The sequence below is a fragment of the Paraburkholderia acidicola genome, assembly GCF_002362315.1.
Classification (GTDB): domain Bacteria; phylum Pseudomonadota; class Gammaproteobacteria; order Burkholderiales; family Burkholderiaceae; genus Paraburkholderia; species Paraburkholderia acidicola.
In genome coordinates this window covers 1,649,910-1,668,373 of sequence record NZ_MTZV01000006.1, presented here as the reverse complement: position 1 = coordinate 1,668,373, position 18,464 = coordinate 1,649,910, and the positions used below count along the sequence as shown (strand labels likewise).

Annotated in this window: 12 protein-coding genes and 1 pseudogene; 8 read left to right on the top strand and 5 right to left on the bottom strand. The window is 58.5% G+C overall.

Annotated elements, in window-relative coordinates; all coding sequences use genetic code 11:
* Positions 1-163 precede the first annotated feature (163 nt).
* Positions 164-1,174, top strand: coding sequence for an AraC family transcriptional regulator (locus tag BWP39_RS26130; RefSeq protein ID WP_096725144.1), 1,011 nt, complete (start codon positions 164-166; stop codon positions 1,172-1,174).
* Between the two features lie 133 nt (positions 1,175-1,307).
* Here BWP39_RS26130 and BWP39_RS26125 read toward each other — a convergent pair whose 3' ends face one another.
* Positions 1,308-3,869, bottom strand: coding sequence for a phosphocholine-specific phospholipase C (locus tag BWP39_RS26125; RefSeq protein ID WP_096725143.1), 2,562 nt, complete (start codon positions 3,867-3,869; stop codon positions 1,308-1,310).
* 576 nt (positions 3,870-4,445) lie between these two features.
* On the opposite strand from BWP39_RS26125, the gene BWP39_RS26120 reads away from it, so the two are divergent.
* The 5 genes from BWP39_RS26120 to BWP39_RS26100 all read left to right on the top strand — a co-directional run bounded on the left by BWP39_RS26120 (position 4,446) and on the right by BWP39_RS26100 (position 10,855).
* Positions 4,446-5,822, top strand: coding sequence for a pectin acetylesterase-family hydrolase (locus tag BWP39_RS26120; RefSeq protein ID WP_096725142.1), 1,377 nt, complete (start codon positions 4,446-4,448; stop codon positions 5,820-5,822).
* A 209-nt stretch (positions 5,823-6,031) separates the two neighbouring features.
* Positions 6,032-7,315: an SGNH/GDSL hydrolase family protein gene (locus BWP39_RS26115; RefSeq protein ID WP_207557110.1), complete on the top strand. Its 1,284-nt coding sequence runs from the start codon at positions 6,032-6,034 to the stop codon at positions 7,313-7,315.
* 1 nt (position 7,316) lies between these two features.
* Positions 7,317-9,434: a cellulase family glycosylhydrolase gene (locus tag BWP39_RS26110; protein WP_096725141.1), complete on the top strand. Its 2,118-nt coding sequence runs from the start codon at positions 7,317-7,319 to the stop codon at positions 9,432-9,434.
* 32 nt (positions 9,435-9,466) lie between these two features.
* Positions 9,467-10,381 carry an alpha/beta hydrolase fold domain-containing protein gene (locus BWP39_RS26105; RefSeq protein ID WP_096725140.1) on the top strand — a complete coding sequence of 305 codons (915 nt, stop codon included), beginning with the start codon at positions 9,467-9,469 and terminating at the stop codon, positions 10,379-10,381.
* Positions 10,382-10,408: 27 nt separating this feature from the next.
* Entirely contained in the window at positions 10,409-10,855 is a 447-nt protein-coding gene (locus tag BWP39_RS26100) for a winged helix-turn-helix domain-containing protein (RefSeq protein WP_096725139.1), read from the top strand.
* Between the two features lie 61 nt (positions 10,856-10,916).
* Here BWP39_RS26100 and BWP39_RS32645 read toward each other — a convergent pair whose 3' ends face one another.
* Together BWP39_RS32645 and BWP39_RS32570 are read right to left on the bottom strand one after the other, a co-directional pair.
* Positions 10,917-14,459, bottom strand: coding sequence for a YadA family autotransporter adhesin (locus tag BWP39_RS32645; RefSeq protein ID WP_456238527.1), 3,543 nt, complete (start codon positions 14,457-14,459; stop codon positions 10,917-10,919).
* A gap of 207 nt (positions 14,460-14,666) precedes the next feature.
* Positions 14,667-14,777: pseudogene (locus tag BWP39_RS32570) on the bottom strand (ESPR domain-containing protein); the annotation flags it as partial.
* A 568-nt stretch (positions 14,778-15,345) separates the two neighbouring features.
* Between BWP39_RS32570 and BWP39_RS26090 the strand changes: the two are divergent.
* Entirely contained in the window at positions 15,346-16,062 is a 717-nt protein-coding gene (locus BWP39_RS26090) for a cytochrome c biogenesis CcdA family protein (RefSeq protein ID WP_096725138.1), read from the top strand.
* 1 nt (position 16,063) lies between these two features.
* Positions 16,064-16,618: a thioredoxin family protein gene (locus BWP39_RS26085; protein WP_096725137.1), complete on the top strand. Its 555-nt coding sequence runs from the start codon at positions 16,064-16,066 to the stop codon at positions 16,616-16,618.
* Positions 16,619-16,723: 105 nt separating this feature from the next.
* Here BWP39_RS26085 and BWP39_RS26080 read toward each other — a convergent pair whose 3' ends face one another.
* A complete protein-coding gene (locus BWP39_RS26080; RefSeq protein WP_096725136.1) occupies positions 16,724-17,761 on the bottom strand; it encodes an alpha/beta hydrolase in 1,038 nt (345 codons plus the stop codon).
* A 235-nt stretch (positions 17,762-17,996) separates the two neighbouring features.
* Entirely contained in the window at positions 17,997-18,320 is a 324-nt protein-coding gene (locus BWP39_RS26075; protein WP_096725135.1) for a DUF4148 domain-containing protein, read from the bottom strand.
* Positions 18,321-18,464: the final 144 nt, after the last annotated feature.

The following is an 18,464-nucleotide window of genomic DNA, read 5'->3' as shown; positions in this document are numbered from 1 at the left end:
TGACATCGAGTCGAGCCAATCGCTGGCAGTGACTGCACGTTTTAATGCGCCCTGGTTTTCCGCGCCAGGGCGGTTCGTATCAGGTGAGCAACATGTTGGAGCGTTTGATGTCCCGGTACCCATGCCATTCGCGAATTTTCGACGGTGATGGCATGGAGCGATCATGAACAGCGTAGAGCACAATGCAGAGGCCAATCTAAGAGTTCATCTGCTCAGATGTCTCGCCGACACGTGCAAGGACATGGGTATCGACCCTGAACGGTTATGCATGGGTCTCGGTTTCGATGTTGCGGACCTGTCCGATCCGTCTTGCCGTGTGTCGTTGCGGCAAGCAGGCACGATGATCCAGAGGGCGCTCAGTCTGGCACCGGGCTGCGGTCTTGGGCTGGAAACCGGCACTCGAGAGACCATCGCATCGATAGGTCTGGTCGGCTATGCGATGCTGACAAGCCGGACGCTGATGGACGCCGCCGCGTTGAACATTCGCCTGCAAAAACACACAGGCCCATTGCTTCACTTCGATCTGACAACAGACGAACGAATCGCTTCGATCTGCGCCACCAACCATTTCTTTGAGTCAGACGTCGAGATATTCCTGGTCGAAGAAGCGTTCAGCAGCGCCATGAAGCTCGCGTATGCGCTCGTCGGCGACGGGTTCAGACCGGCTGCGGTAGACCTAACCTACCGGGCCCCATCGTACGCAGCGCAATATAGCCGGATCTTCAAATGCCCCGTCCGGTTTGAGCAGGCAAGTAACGTGTTTTCAGTCGATGCTGCATGGGGGACCCGGCCCATCGCGACCTATGATCCGCTTGCGCATCGCCAGGCGCTTCTGCTTCTGCAGGCTGCAGACACGCAGGAAGACAGCGGAACCGACTTTCTCGAATCCATCGCACGCATTATTCGCCGCGATCTGCGGAACGCGCCATTGCTTGCTACGGTCGCCACCCAACTGTGTATGAGCGAACGAACGTTGCGCCGTCGACTGACCGGGAGCGGTGTGTCGTATCAAACTCTGGTCAATGATATTCGTCAGAAGCGCGCATACGAGCTGTTGAATAACCCACGCCTGACCGTCGACTATGTGGCGAGAGAGGTAGGTTTCACCGACAGCCACAACTTCCGGCGCGCGTTCAAGCGATGGACCGGTCATGGTCCACGCGAGTCCCGGTAGTGATGCTCACGGTCGTCAGTTCAGCCTCGTGACCCGGGACAGCGGCAGTGGGGCCACCTGGAATATCGGCCAATCTTTCACGGCGCTCCAGATAAGCCCGCTTCTTCTGTTCGATCTCTTCCGGTTGTATCGTTCAAAGCCATGAAAACCACGAGCCGATGGTCTTTGCGATTGTAGTCACCGTATCGGCGACCAGCTTCGCCGTCGATTGCACAACGTTGCCGACAGCGCTGCCGATTGAAGAGATCGCCGCACCGACACTTTGAAGCGCGGTTTTAGCAATCGCAGGAACACCCGCCAAAAGCACGAGCGGTGCTGCAACAACAGCGGTCAACAGCGCGATACCCGTTCCGCTTCCGCTAAACAGACTCTGCGCAGCTGATGCGATAGGCGAGAATGCTTCGGACAGAACGCCTGCTATTGTCAATCCCGTTTCCGCTACAACGGTGGTGACGCCATTGATCACCGTCTCGCCGCCTGTTTTCACGGCATCACCGGTTTGCGCGAGGTCCTGCCCGATGTTGATCTGCGCGTCCGGATTGCCACCGGCGCTACTCGCGTTCGTCATCTTCGGATCGGTACGGCTTTCGAGGCCGGTTTCCAGGTGACCCGCGTAACGCCAGATAAAACGGCTACCGATATCGCAGGACACGGTCACGTCGTACCAGTGATCGTGGCCCTCGATCGACACGGTGAATGTCTTCGATGTGCCAGCGGCAACGATCAACGACTGCGTGGTGTTGCCATAGCTTTCCGTGAGACTGAACGTAACCGGTTGGGTCGACGGGTTGGTGAAGGCTAGAACGATGTTGTCGAAGGACGATGCATTCTGCGTGAAACCCACTGACGGAAGTGCGTTGGCTGCGGCCCTGTCGGCAGGGATAACACCGGCGAACTGCACGAGGAAGCCGTTAGGACCGTACACGGAACATGCATAGGCACCCGTCGATTGCGGGATGGTCCTTAGCGTCTTGCCTGCTTCGATCGTGTAGTGAAAAGGCCGTTGAGAGGCGGTGCCAGGATTGGTGTACGCAATCAGTGCGATGCCCGCGGGCCCGTTGTTCGCGCATGTCAGCTCAAGTCCCTTGCCGCCATGCACTGCGCCGTTTACCAGCAGCTTGTAGGGCAGAGGGCGTGCAGTGCGCTGCTGGGTCTCCCATGCCGGAAGTGCTTGCGACGACGGTACTGTCGGCGCTGGCATGAGGTACGTGTCGAGATGGGTGACGGAGCTGGGCAGGTTGTTCGGCCAGGAGGCCGGCGATCCCGCGAAGTCGAATGCCGATGTCAGATCGCCGCAGATGGCTCTGCGCCATGGCGAGATGTTCTTGCATTGCACGTCGCTCGCGCTTTTGCCTTTGGCGATAAGCCAGGTCTCCAGAAAGCGCAATACAGAGGTATGGTCGAACAGTTCGGAACAGACCTTCCCTCCGGTGCTCCACGGAGAGATGACATGCATCGGTACACGCGACCCGAGGCCTGTAGGCTGCCCCAACCAGATCTCGTCGGGACCGAAGTCCGTCATCGTGGCCGCGCCATAGCTCTGACCCGCGATCGAAACCGGCGCAATGGGTGCCGGTATGTGATCGAAGAATCCGTCGATCTCGTCGTAGTTCAGAATGAACACCGTCTTTGACCACACGTCAGGATTGCTGGACAGGGCGGTCAGCACTCTCGCCACAAAATCCTCACCTGCTCCGGGTGTGTTCGCCGGATGTTCACTCACCCATGCCGGCGGCACAATCCACGATACCTGCGGAAGCGTATTGGCCAGGACGTCCTTGTGCAGTGCCTGGACCAGCGCATCACCGTTCGAGTGACTGGCATCGTCGCCGAACGGTTGATCGATGAAGGTCCGGCCGTTCAGGTAAAGCGCCCGGCTGACAGGATCGGGAGTGTCTGCGCTCAGCACTTTCCCGTTGGAGTCGACGCGAAACTGCTTGAAAAACTGCAACCCGTTGTCGGCAAAGTTATCGAGTTCCTGATACAGCCTCCATGACACGCCCGCCTGTTGCAGCACTTCGGCATAGGTTTGCCAGCTCGGCATCTGCGCAATCTGCGAGTTGTCGTCATACCGGATGTCGCTGACGTCGATCAGACCTACCGTGCTGGTGGGAAGCACGGCGGAATCCGTACATGTTCCAGACCAGAAGTAGGTCCGATTCGGATTGGTGCTACCGAAAAACGAGGCATGGTACTCATCGCAGACCGTGAACGCATCGGCAAGCGCGTAGTAGAACGGTAGATCTCCACGGTTGAAGTAACCCATGGTCATCGAAGTCTTCTGCGCGATCCACGCGTCCCAGTTTTGCCACGCAACCTGACTGCCCTTCCAGGCGTTGGACGTCGAGGTCTCTAGTGCGCTCGTGCCGTTGACATCGAAGTGGAACGGCAGCACGTACTTGTCCGCGTTGCTCGGGTCCGGCTGATACCAGACTGGCTTGCCGGTTGGTAGCGGCGCGGGCCGCGGATCGCCAAAGCCGCGCACGCCGGCGAGGCTACCGAAGTAGTGATCGAATGAACGGTTTTCCTGCATCAGGATGACCACGTGTTCGACGTCCTGAATCGTGCCGGTTACGCGGTTTGGACTGACGGCGAGCGCATTGCGGATGCTGGGTGGAAAGACAGATAGCAAGGCGGCGGCGCCCGCTGTCTGGGCGCTCAGCTTCAGGAAGTCACGGCGGTCGTATGAGGACATGAGTCAGATCCTTAGCGCGGAATTCAACTCCAGAAGACTTCTGCATCGGTCGCACTGCCGTGTCTCACAACCCGTAGACGACGTGCGTCAGCCCTGGTTGCTGACGCAGCCCAGAGCTTGGCCAAGGTTTATGACCGTCGGATGGCAATACCTCAAAAATCCACAAATTGTCATATATTGCCTCATGCCGTCGCAACGGTAGCTCACCAGAACTGGATGGGCAAGGAAAACATGTGCGAAAGATGGAAGGAGGTAGTCGGCCGCTGGAAGCGAGTCCCTGGTCTGTCTACACGAATGACCGAATCGGACCCACCGATGGCCATTTGCCCACTTCAACAGATGATTGACTGCTCCTACATTGCACGTTACCGGTGATTTCCCGGTCGCCAGATCTTCAGAATCCGGCGTTGCGCTCGAACAGTTCGCTATCCCATCTTCATGTTCGTCGGCCGTGTGTAGCAGGTCGCTTTCTCGCAGTACGCCTCATGTCGCACGCATCGGGCGTAGTTCCCGCATAACCGCACCGTTCCGATAGAGACCGGCGGAACAACGGATATCTATTCACAGGGAGGAACAATGTTGACGCTAAAGCAGCTCAGGCAATTTCTCGCGATGATCCTGTTGGGCATGGCGGCCTTCAACAGCCATGCGTCGGATACAACCCCGCCTGATTCATCCATTCCGTATTACTCGTGGTACGAAGTGACCTTGCCGGAGAGCACGGGTGCAAGCTGCGGCAACGGAACACCGCTGCGGTTCTACGTGAACCGTGCCCAGTCCGACAACATGCTGTACATGATGGAACCGGGCGGCGCCTGCTGGGACTACGGCACGTGCACGCAGACGTCGACGGGTGCAGAGGCAGGGCTGGGCGGCTTCAATCCCGATGGCATTCCGCATAACTACATGAATGCGACGTTGAACGACAGCCTGCTTTCATCGTTGCTCTCACCGTTGATGACGCGAATGGACTTTATCCACATTCTCGTCGGTGAACCCGCGATCGAAACGCAGAACTGGACGCAGGTATTCGTCCCATATTGCTCCGGCGATATTCACATGGGCAGCTCGGTGCGCACCTACTCGTCACCGACGGGTGACTGGCGGGTTCAGCATTTTAGTGGCTTGAAGAACATTCAGGCCGTCACGCAATGGCTGGTCGACCATGGCTTCGGCAAGCCGAGTCGCCTGATGGTCTACGGGACAAGTGCGGGTGGTTACGGGACGCTCGGCAACTACGCATCGATCCGTAAAGCACTGCAGCCACAGGCCAACAGCTCGTTACTGAACGACGCGGGGACGGTCCTGAATACGCCGTTCAATGCCGACCCGGCAACGCATCCGTCGGTGGGGTTGTACACGAGGGTTCGCACCGAATGGGACCTGGCCGGACCGAACGGCATGATCACGCTGAACAGCAAGCTCCTCAAGAACTACGATCTCAACAACATGGGTAGCGCGTATGTGTCGCTATCGACAACCTTCCCGCACGACAGGTTCGGTTACTCGACCTATCAGCAGGACGCGATCGAAGCGGCCTACCACTATCGGGCATTCGTGCCGGCGGTCATCGCGGCACCGGACGATGCGACCAAGGATTCGCTATCGCTGGCCATGTACGACAAGGAACTGGATGGCCTGAAGCAGGTATTGAATCCACTGCCGAACTTCGGCTACTACATGCCGTGGGCGCGTAGCGACTTCATGCACAACCATCAGGTGACCGCGATCAGCTTCACGGGATCGGACATTCACGAGAACGGCATCAATTCGAACGTCGGCGACTTCGTTAATGACTTGCTCAACCAGAAAGATCCATCCGATACCCCGGTGATGAAGGTGTTCAGAACCGAGCAATGGTCGGACTTCTCGTTCTCGACCTTCCTCGCGTGGGTCGACAGCATTTTCAATCTGACCGGAGAAGCTGGCCCGATCTCCACTCACAAATCCTGATCTCTGTTGCGCCAGTCGCCGTCCGTTCAGGACGGCGTAGCGGGCGCGATACGAATCTATGTGAGACGTCGCCTGGGAAACCAAAGCGGCAGCCAACGGAACAGACGAACAAGCGCTTCGGAGCGCAGCGAGTCATCTGCTTACTGACCGAATTGCGCTCTGCTTCGATTCCGGCCGATTCGCTTGCGATAACAATCATCGGAAACCGCATGAATAGAAGTGCATTGGCAGAGCGTAGACGGTTTTTCGCGAATGTCTGGCGATGGGTTGCGGGCCTGTCGCTGACCGCCGCAGTGGCAGCATGTGGTGGCGTCGACAGCAACTCGAGCCAGTGGGTCGCAAGCTGGTATGCCGCGCAGCAGAATTACAACGAGGTACCACCCCCTATCATCGACCCGTCCTTACCGCCTCTCACGATTTCGAACCAGACGGTTCGTCAGATCGTACATACGTCGTACGGCGGTAGTCAGATTCGCATCAAGCTATCCAATCTTTTTGGCACCGCGCCAGTGACGTTTGCAGCGGTGCACGTGGCGCGAAGCACAGGGAACGGAAACGTCGATACGACGACCGACAGGACAGCGACCTTCTCTGGCCAGGGCAGCGTAACCCTGCCGGCCGGCGCGGAGATGTGGAGCGACAGCATAACCATTTCATCTCCAGCACAGTCGGATCTCGCGGTCAGCCTGTTCATTCAGGCTAGCGCGCCGGTTGTGACAGCACACGTGACGGGTCAGCAAACCAACTACCTTGCGCCCGGCAATCAGTCTGGTGCGGACTCACTGAGCGGGGCGACAACCAACCTCTCGGGCGTTTGGCCGTACTACTGGCTGAGCGAAGTCGACGTGTCGAGTGCGGATAAGGTGAAGGTCATCGTAACGTTTGGCGATTCGATTACGGACGGATACCAGTCCACTGTCGACGCCAATCATCGCTGGCCGAACTTCTTCGACAATCGCGTGCAAGCCGCGGTGGGCAGTGTCGGCAAGGCAAGCGTCGTGAACGCGGGGATTTCGGGGAACCGCTGGTTGCAGGACATCATCGGACCGGCTGGACAGGGCCGCTTTGCGCGCGACGTAACGGGCGTATCGGGCGCTACTCACGTCGTGATTCTGCTGGGCATCAACGATATCGGCTTCGGTATGGCTATACCTGCACAAGCAGAGTCATCGGATCAGATCATCGCTGCGATCAATGCGGCAATTGCGCAGGCGAAGACCCGGAAGATGAAGGTGTTTCTCGCGACGTTACTGCCTTATCAGGGTGCCGACTATTTCGACGCTGTCGGCGAGACGAAACGCCAGGCAATCAACGCCTATATCCGTTCTGCTTCAGGTATCGATGGCGTGATTGACTTCGACAAGGCCATGCAGGATCCGTCGAATCCTGCGACGTTGCTTCCCGCCTACGACAGCGGTGATCACCTTCACCCGAACGATGTAGGGTATCAGGCCATGGCCAACGCGATCGATCTGAATCTGCTTAACCGGTGATGTGTTCGGCAAGCGCTTTGCGAATGAACACTCTCGGTATTTCTGTGTGGAGGAGACAGCGGTGAAAAAATCATATCTGATCGGGCTCGTGCTGGCAGTCTGCTATTCGGCAAGCGGTCCGGTTGCCATAGCCGCCGATAGCGGCGCCGTTGTTGAAACGGCTTCATTCGGTGCATTCGTGCCTGAGACCAGCGGCGCGCTGCCGTTTCACTCGTTGGCTTTCGAGCGTCAACCGGCTGCGCAAACCATCACGACCGGACTCAAATCCTATCTGACACCATCTGGCCAGCGAATCGACGACGTCGTATTTCGTGACGGTCTCGGACGCGAAGCGTACTTTCGTGGATGGAACGTGTCAGGTACGTCCAAGCTCGTCGAGAGTGGATACAAACCATTCAATTCGATGAGCGATGCGCGAACGAGCATCGCCAGCATGGCGGACATGACCGCGCCCAACCTGATCCGTTTGCTGGTGATGTGGGAGGGAACCAACCCTGCGCCGGACACAATCGACTACACCTATCTCGATCAGATCGCCGCCCAGATGCATGCCGCGATATCCCGACGAATCTATATCCTTGTCGACTTCCACCAGGATCTGTTTTCGCGGTACCTGTTCAATCAGGGATCGTGGTACACGGGTGAGGGCGCGCCTGCGTGGGTACTGCCTAAGTCCGACTATCCGCAGGAATACTGCGGGATCATCTGCACGGGTTGGTCGCAGCTCTCCCTAACAGACGAAGCGATCCGCCTCGCTTCCAGAAACTTCTGGAACAACCAGCCATTCACCGCGCCAAACGGAAAGCTGTATCAGCTGCAGGACGTCTACCTGTGGCAGCTTCAGAAGTCTCTGCAATATCTGAAGTCAAAGCTTAGCCCGCAGGAATTCACTTACGTGCTCGGTGTCGATGCGTGGAATGAACCTATCGACGGCGGCATGCAAGGACTCACGCCGAAGCAATGGGACAATCAAAAGCTCTGGCCGTTCTATGTCAAAGCGCGCACAGTTGCGGACCAGGCCGGCTGGAACCAGAAATGGGTGTACTCGGAACCACTGGTCTTCTGGAACACCAACGTCGGCATCGTTGCACCCACGGGCGGACAACTGCTCGACACAAAGCCAGGTCCTGGTTTTGTGTTTAATCCGCATTTCTATGATGCGGGCCGTCAGGCACTGGACTTTAGTCCTGTTGAAAACGCAACGTATTTCCAGAGCTTTGACGACATCCGCAAGGAGAGTCGCTACCGGGGTAATGCGACGTTGCTCAGCGAGTTTGGCGCTTCGGTAGGCGGCACCGGAAGACAGGATACGGTTCGCACGATCCAGGCGATGTACCAGGCAGCGGAAGCGAGCGATGCGATTGGCGGGAAAACACGCTACGTCGATTTCTATTCCGCACCGATCTCGGGTACGCAGTGGCAATGGGATCACTACTACGATCACCATCACGAGTACATGAACTTCAATACGTCGAAATTGATCACGGCCACCGATGGATGGAATGGCGAAAACTATTCGGTGGCGAAGGATTTTTCGACGGCCTATACGCTCGATGCCAGAGTCGTCGAACGGGCATACCCGCGCAGATCGCAGGGCGACCTGATGAATTTCTACTACAACGACATGGCGCAGGATGCGTCGTCGCAGCCGTTGAGCTGGGCGTCGATTCGTCCCCAGCAAGGTGGGACGGAGTGGTTTGGTAATACCCAATTCATGCTTGTAACGTGGCGTGGCCGCCGCTCGGATGCACCGACGGAAATTGCTTTGCCCCGAAGCTGGAAGCCAGAAAACCTCGCCGTGCTCACAGACAAGGCTTTGCACAATGGCGATCTGACGAAGAACGCGCCATTGACCCAGTTGCCGGATGAAGTCGCGCTGGCTTCGGATTCGATCAGCAGGACCGCGAGCCGTGTACTGGTCTGGGACGATCCCGGTGCAGGAGAAGACGCCAATTCCATTCACTTTGCGCTGGTCGTCAACCAGGACAACTTGACTGCTCCCGCTGTCGGTTCATCTCAACTGGAGACACTGCGTCAGGATCTGATCAAGGCGCTTTGCCGGGATCGACGCGGCGTTGTTTACCTGACCGGAACGATGGCAGGCACGGGGTATCCGTGAGATTAAAGTAATCACGCCCAGCAGGAGAAAGTATGACCAGCCTCAGGCACAAGCTCATCGTGCTCCTCTTAAAGGGTGTTCAGTATCAGCGGCGATCATGGGGCAGCAAGCTACCGCAAAAACTCGCCGAGGCCTGCGCAAAACCCGGCGGACCGCCGAAACGGTTCCCGGCTCACTTGCGCATCGAGCGTACGGATATGCTCGGTCGAGCTTGCTACGTGCTGTCACCTCGATCGACGGTTGAGCCCACTTTGCTTAACCACGTCTTGTATCTGCACGGTGGTGGCTACGTCGATCCCATCCATCCCGCGCACTGGAAGTTTTTGCAACGGCTTGTCCACGAAACAGGTTGCAGGGTTGTCGTGCCGCTCTATCCGCGCACGCCCGAGCATCAGTTCAAGGACGCACTGGCGATGGTCGATGCCTCCTATGCGAATCTGCTCGGTAACGTGTCCAAAGACCGGTTCGTGATCATGGGTGACTCGGCGGGTGGTGGTATGGCGCTGGCATTCGCACAGCATCTCGTGGCGACTAACAGAACGCCGCCGCGCGAACTCGTGCTGATTTCTCCGTGGCTGGATGTCACGATGAGTAACCCGGATATATCGTTCGTTGAACCACGAGATCCGTGGCTTGACTGTCATGAGCTCGTGGAATGCGGTCGCATGTACGCAGGCGGCGAGAGTGCCGATCACCCGTTCGTGAGCCCGATCAATGGCTCGGTAAGCGGTATCGATCGCATAACCGTGTTCATTGGCGGGCGCGACATATTTCTGCCCGACTGCGTGAAGTTTGCTACTGCGGCGAAACAGACCACCAACGTGAACATTGTCTACGAACCAGAGATGATTCATGTGTGGCCGATCTTGCCGATTCCCGAGGCCCGGGCCGCCCAGAACCTGATTTTCCGATCGGTTCTTTTTCCGGAGCCTGCTGGTGCGCATTGAAGTGGATCTAAACCGGAGTACGACAACATGCTCAGTGCTTTCTCATCATCTGAAACTTCCAGGGTCGGTTGTTCTTTGAAACCGTCTGCGGCGCACTTGCGACTTGTCCACGACGAAGCCGGCTCGGGCAGTCAGCACGAGCAGCATGTCGTTTCAACCAGGCGAGCGTTTGGGGAGATTGAGTTTGATCCGACTAACCGGTCTGTTCTACGCAACGGAGTCGCGGTACGCCTGACACGCAGACAGTTCAACCTCGCCTTTCTGCTATTTCTTCACCTGGGCGGTCCTGTGTCGCGCACCATGATTCGCGACGTAGTCTGGCCAGAAACGTTCAACACGCAGTCGCGGACAGTGGATACACATGTGTGCCTCGTGCGCGCAAAACTTGATCTCTATCCGGACAGCGGCTTTCGTCTGATGTCGCTATACGGCTACGGTTATCGTCTTGAGAGAGTCGACGAAGACCACGCCTGAAGATTGCAGATGCTGGCGGGCATCGAATAAACCATTCGATGCCCGCCGGCATGCCTCTGCACTACCACTGGTACGCTGCACCCACCCCGTACACAGTCCCTGCACTGCCACCGCTAACACCCCCCTTCACCTTGATGTTTTCCGCCACGCGAGCGGTGAACCCGAACGCAACCGCCGAGTAGCCTTGATAATTTCCCGACCCAAATCCCACTGACAAAGTCTTGCCCGGGTCGACCTCTGGAATCATCGACAACGCGGCAGCCGCCGCGATACCTGCGTACGAACGACGCGCCACGTCATTGACGTTGCCTTGCACGCTCTCCAGCTGAGACACGTTGACCGCGTCGGTTGGGTTGATGCCCGCCGCTACATTGGTGATGCGACGCTCGTTTCCTGTCGAGCCGACGGATACCGTGTTGGCCTCGTTCGCAACGGAGTTTGCACCGAGCGCGACTGAGCCTTGAGCCGTGGCTTGCGCACTCGCACCGAGCGCCACCGAATTGTTGCCGGAGGCCAGTGAGTTTGCGCCCACTGCTGTCGCCGGGTCGGCGATGGCCTGCGCCTGGTAGCCGATGGCAACAGATCCGTTGAATTGCGCAGTCGAGCGAAAGCCGATCGCCGTGCTGTTCGTGTCCTGTGCGAGCGACTGCGAGCCATACGCGGTTGCGCCACTGGCTACCGTGGTAGTGGTGGCGCCGTTGACGCCGGCGATCGTACCTGCGCCCGCGCACAACCCGGTTGCCGTCGTATCCGTGCCGTTGGCTACACCGCAACCGGAAGCCTGTACGACCTGCGTGCTCGTGTTGTTGGTTGCGCGCCCCTGGGAGACGACTGCACCGGACGAGTCGACGCCACCCGTGAGCGTGGCACCGATAGTCGCGCCGCGCGAGCTTGCCGTGGTGGATGCGGCGTTGATGGGCGCGAGCGATGTCGACAGGCTGGACAGGACTACACCGTTTCCACCGGCACCACTCGCAATGGCGCTGGTGATCGTGCTTAGCCCGCTGCTCACGGTGGTGGACAGCGAATTCACGCCGGTAGACAAAGAGCCGATGCTGGTCGAGGTCGATGCCGAGAGGCTACCGATCGTGGTGCTGACACCGGTCGACAGTGACGTGAGACCGGTCGACAGCGAGCCGATGCCTGTCGAACTCGACGTGGACAACGAGTCAATGCCGGTCGATGTCGACGTGGAGAGACTGCTTACATTGCTGTTCGTCGTACTGAGGCCGGTCGACAGCGAGTTGATCGCAAAGGCCACGGATGTCGACAGTGAGGACACCTGGCTTACGTTGACCGCATCGGTTGGGTTCACGCCTGGGGCAACGTTGGTCAACCTGACCGGTGCGGTCGCGCCGACTCCGCCGAGCGTCACGCTCGTATGCGACGGGTCGTCGTACTGGACGGAATTGGCGATGCCCGTTGACAGCGAGATGACTCCAGTCGACAGCGAACCGATGCTGGTCGAGGTCAGCGTCGATAGACTCGATACGGTGCTGCTAGTCGTGCTCAGTCCCGTCGACAGGGAGGTGACGTTGGTCGTCAGGGTGCTGATGCCGGTGGAGGTCGAGGTCGACAGGCTACCGATGCTGCTGGTGGTGGTGCTGAGGCCAGTCGACAGACTCGCTACGTTGCTGTCTGTCGTGCTCAGGCCGGTGGACAGGCTGGTGATGCCCGTTGAGGTCGACGTCGACAGTGAGGTCACTCCGGTGGACAGGCTGTTGATGCCAGTCGACGTCGATGTGGACAGTGAGCTTACGCCCGTCGACAGGGAGTTGATGCCGCTTGACGTCGATGTCGAGAGGCTCGTTACGTTGCTGTTGGTCGTACTCAGGCCGGTGGACAGGCTGGTGATGCCGGTCGATGTCGAGGTGGACAGCGAACTCACGCCGGTCGACAGGGAGCCGATGCCGCTTGATGTCGACGTCGAGAGGCTGGTTACGTTACTGCTGGTCGTGCTCAGACCGGTAGACAGGCTGGTGATACCGGTCGAAGTCGAGGTGGACAGAGAACTTACGCCAGTCGATAGCGAACCGATGCCGCTCGAAGTCGACGTAGACAGCGAATTGATGCTCGTCGATGTCGAACTCGACAAACTTGTCACATTGCTGTTTGCTGTGCTGAGACCGGTAGACAGGCTCGTGATACCGGTTGAGGTTGACGTAGACAACGAACTCACGCCGGTCGACAACGACCCGATGCCACTTGAGGTCGAAGTCGAAAGGCTGGTGATGCCTGTGGAAGTTGAGGTGGACAGTGAGCTCACACCAGTCGACAACGAAGCGATGCCGCTTGAAGTCGAAGTCGAGAGACTGGCGATGCCGGTCGATGTCGACGTGGACAGCGAACTCACACCGGTCGACAGAGAAGCGATGCCGCTTGAAGTGGAAGTCGAGAGGCTGGTGATACCGGTTGATGTCGACGTGGACAGCGAGCTCACACCGGTCGACAGCGAAGCGATGCCGCTTGAAGTGGAAGTCGAGAGGCTGGTGATGCCGGTCGAGGTCGAGGTAGACAGCGAGCTCACACCGGTCGACAACGAACCGACCGCGCTTGAAGTCGAGGTCGACAGGCTGGTGATACCAGTCGAAGCCGACGTGGACAGCGAACTCACACCGGTCGACAACGAAGCGATGCCGCTTGAAGTAGAAGTCGACAGACTCGTGATGCCAGTCGAAGTCGAGGTGGACAGCGAACCCACGCCGGTCGACAGCGAAGCGATGCCGCTTGAAGTAGAAGTCGACAGACTCGTGATGCCAGTCGAGGTCGACGTGGACAGCGAACTCACGCCAGTCGACAGCGACCCAATCCCGCTCGAAGTAGAAGTCGACAGACTTGTGATGCCAGTCGAGGTCGACGTAGACAGCGAACTCACACCAGTCGACAGAGAAGCTATGCCGCTTGAAGTCGAGGTCGAGAGGCTGGTGATACCGGTCGAAGTCGACGTGGACAGCGAACTCACACCGGTCGACAACGAACCGACCGCGCTTGAAGTAGAAGTGGACAGAGAGCTCACACCAGTCGACAGGGAGGCGATGCCGGTTGAAGTCGAAGTCGACAAACTGGTGATACCGGTCGAGGTCGAGGTGGACAGCGAACTCACACCGGTCGACAGCGACCCAATCCCGCTCGAAGTAGAAGTCGATAGACTCGTGATGCCAGTCGAGGCCGACGTAGACAACGAACTTACCCCAGTCGACAACGACCCGACCGCGCTAGACGTCGAAGTCGACAGAGTTGTCACATTGCTATTCGTCGTGCTCAGACTGGTCGATGTCGCAGTCGACAGGCTGAACAACTGACTGCCGTTGATCGCGTCCGTGCTCGTCGACGACACAGTTCCGGCTGCGAGATTGGTGACTTTCTGGTTATTGACACTCGCACCGCCGTTCAACGAAGCCAGCCCCGACACCTGCATCGTGCCGACGATCTGGGTGCCGTTCGTGCCGCCGTTGATGTAGGCGCCGTTCGACATCACATAGAAGCCGTAGACGTTCGCCGTCGATCCACCCGCCGTCGTCGTGCCCCCCGTCGACGTCGGCAATCCGCCCAACGTACTGGTCCCATTGGTCCCACCCACGACCAGCATGCCGCTGTTGGACATCGTCCGTGTCAGGCTCACGTTATTACAGATGCTATTGCCGTTGAGAGAACCGACCGCCCCGCCATCGTTAATCTGATAACAGCTTGAATCGCCGTTATCGTTGATGATCGTTTGTGCCTGCACCGGCGACATCGCAAAGATGGCCGCGCCGATTATCGTTAACCGCTGAATAATCGCCCCGTTAACCGGTGAAAAAGACGCAGTATTTGAATGCGTGACGCATTTTGTGGCTCTTTTACCGCGAGCATGAGCAATTTCAGAAACTACGACCCAAACACCAAGTACATCGCTCCAGATAGTCCGATAAGCGCGATTCACGACCACCTCCAGGAAAGTGTGGCCGCCCCGTTACCTGACCATGGGGCCAGCCGGTTTGGTGCCAGCGCGATGGCGGTCTTTTTGATTTCGCGATCGGGTTTTGGCCATTTATCCTATCGGATTAATGTTTAATTAACAATCTGCTGACACTCGTGTGACAAAATCCCGATGCGGAATAGATTTTGTGGATTTTTCATGACTCGGGTATATCTCGGTGCAGGTATTTCCATGCCGCGGCGCCTGTTTTCATGCGATTTTGAAGCGGTGTATGACGTTTTGCCGCGATTGCTTTAACAGCAACGGGAATACGGCGCATAAGATAAAAGGAGAAAAAGCCTCGGAGGTTACCGGTATCGCCAGCGTATTTGATCTCCTTTAGGGCATTCTTAAACGCAGACTGATGGTCATGGAACAGGTCGCTGACCGCCCGATTGCCCGACCGCCGATTTGTCTCGCAATGTATCCACGCCACCGCCATACACAAACCGTTGCACCTGCACGGTGAACCGACACAAACCAGATACCAGCCGACGTTCCAATACAGCCATCGCCCACTGGAACGCCGGTCATGCACAACGTCCTCGAATTCCCCCTTGCCCTGCTGGCCGGGCTGCTGACGATCGCGTCGCCGTGCATCCTGCCGGTGATGCCGATCCTGCTCGGCACTTCCGTTGAACGACCGAGCCGCGTGCGGCCGCTATTCATCGTCGCTGGCTTCATTCTGACTTTCGCCGCCTTTGCGATGCTGCTAGGCGCGGTATCGAGCACGGTTCACGTTGCACAGCAGGCGCTGCGCAACACGGGTCTCGCCTTGCTCGCGCTGTCGGGCTTCCTGCGTCTGTGGCCGGGCGCTTACGACTGGCTGGTGTCGACACTGCACACGCCGCTGCAGCGCATTGGCGCAACGCTCGTACCCAACGTTGGGAACAGCAACGGTAACTCCGGCGGCTTCGTACTCGGTATGTCGCTGGGCGCGGTCTGGACGCCCTGCGCCGGACCCGTGCTCGCGTCGATTCTCGTGCTGGTGGTGAAAGCCCAGGACCTCGGATGGTCGGCGCTGCTACTCACCCTGTATGCGATCGGCGCTGGCATTCCGATGCTGGCGATCATCTACGGCGGCAACTACATGACACGACGGGTACGCCTCGTCGCGCGTTATGCACCGCTGCTGCAACGCGCATTCGGCTTGCTGGTGATGCTGACCGCGCTCGCCATCTATCTCCAGTACGACGTGTTGATCTACGCGCGGATTGGCGCCTTATTCCCTACCCTGAAAGGACTGTGACATGCTCAATCGACTGCAAAAATTTGCCGTGGCCGCTACCCTCGCTGCAACGGCAGTCACTATCGCCGCAACCGCAGCAACCGGCACCGCGGGTGTCGCCGAGCCGCATAAGAGCGGTTCGGCTGCGCCCGAATTCACCGGCATCTCGACCTGGCTGAACAGCGATCCACTCACGATCCAGAAGCTGCGCGGCAAGGTCGTGCTAGTCGATTTCTGGACCTACACGTGCATCAACTGCATCAACACGCTGCCCTATGTGAAAAGCTGGAACCAGAAGTACAAGGATCAGGGACTCGTTGTCGTTGGCGTCCACACACCCGAGTATCCGTTCGAGCGCGATACGGATAACGTCAAGACGGCGATCAAGCGTTTCGGCATCACTTACCCGGTGGCGCAGGACAATCAGTACGCGACGTGGAGCGCCTACGATAACCAGTATTGGCCCGCGTTCTATCTGATCGACAAGAAAGGGCAGGTGGTCTATACGCACTTCGGCGAGGGCGACTACGCGCAGACGGAAGCGGCGATCCAGACGTTGCTCGCTCAAAAGAGCTAACTGAAGTATCGAGTGTTGCCGGGCTAGCGCTGTAGTGAACAACCGGGCCGCAGCGATCGACAAGATCGCTGCGGCCCGGGTTGTTTGTTCGATTAGAAGCGAGACCTAAAAACGCGCAACATCGATAACAGCATCGGCGAACGCTTTCGGCGCTTCCTGCGGCAGGTTGTGTCCGATACCCCCGCTAACGTTTCGATGCGCGTACTTGCCCGTGAACTTCTTCGCATAAGCCGCCGGCTCCGGATGCGGTGCGCCATTGGCATCGCCTTCCATCGTGATGGTCGGCACAGAAATGGTCGGCGCCATCGCCAGGCGCTGCTCGAGATCGTCGTATTGCGCCTCGCCCTTGACCAGCCCGAGGCGCCATCGATAGTTGTGAATCACCACCGCGACATGATCCGGGTTGTTGAACGATTCGGCGGAGCGCTCGAAGGTCGCATCATCGAAATTCCACTTCGGCGATGCGGTGTGCCAGATCAGCTTGTTGAAATCGTGGCGGTTGGCTTCGTAGCCTGCGTGCCCGCGCTCCGTGGCGAAATAGAACTGATACCACCATGCCTGCTCGGCCTTTGGCGACAGCGGTGTCCTGTTGGCTTCCTGGCTGCCGATCAGATAACCGCTTACCGACATCATCGCCGTGCAGCGCTGCGGCCAGAGCGCGGCGATGATATTCACCGTGCGCGCACCCCAGTCGAAACCGCCGAAAATTGCCTTGTCGATTTTCAGCGCATCCATCAACGCAATGATGTCTACTGCAATGACTGCCTGCTGACCATTGCGCGGCGCATCAGCAGAGAGAAACCGTGTCGACCCATAGCCGCGCAGATACGGCACGATGACCCGGTAGCCGGCGGCCGCGAGTAGTGGCGTGACTTCGGCGAAGCTGTAGATGTCGTAGGGCCAGCCGTGCAGCAGGATAACGACGGGTCCGTTCTGCGGCCCCGCTTCCGCGTAGCCGATGCTGAGCGTGCCCGCGTCGATCTGCCGAAGGTTGTCGAACGAAACGGCGCGGGAGCCCGCGGGTGCGCCGCCGGACTGCGACTGCGCGCGAGCGAGTCCGCTCAAGCCCAGCTCCATCAGGCTGATACCTGCCATCGTCGTGCCGAGCAGACGCCGCCGCCGATTGTTGATCTGGTCAGACATGGTGATTCCCCTTGTGTAGATCGATGCGCTTTGAGAGGCCCGCGCTCGCCTGGGGAAGAGATACGTCGACCGGCCCATGTCGTCACCGCAGACCGTGGGGTAAGCCGACGTTCAAGCCAGACGCGCGTGGGTGGAAGCGTGAGACGGTGCGCCGAAGGGCGCACCGGGCAGTTGAGGAAACATTTCGTAAGGCCGGGCCAGCGGGAATACCGCTTCCCGGACCTTGCGTTTTGGGTTACGGCTTGGCGTAAATCGGGCCGAGACCGACCACGTTGTCTTCCGACGAGTGGAAGCCCGACGCCGAGGTGCCAGCCGCCGCCGATCCATACGACGATGCCGTTAATCCCTTTTGCGCATCGAGGCGTGCCTGCGCCGCCAGGATGTTCGCCGGATATTGCGTTTGATCGCTGGCGGGGTTGTATCCGGCCTGTTCCAGTTCCACCAGTTGTGCGCGGACTTCCGCGCGGGTCAACGGTTGATTCGCCTGGTTCGACTGGGCGAACGACAGGGCCGGGAGAGCGACAGCAGCAGCGACGATAAGCGATTGAATAACTTTCATGATTTCACCTCAAGAGAATGGTTCTGGACGCAAACGCCTGTCTGCGTTTCGGGTTAGTAAAGCCAGACAAGCTGGCTTGGACGTATTTGGCTCCGGGGACGTATCTGGCTTATGTCCGCAATGGCCGCTAGCGAATCGTTGTGT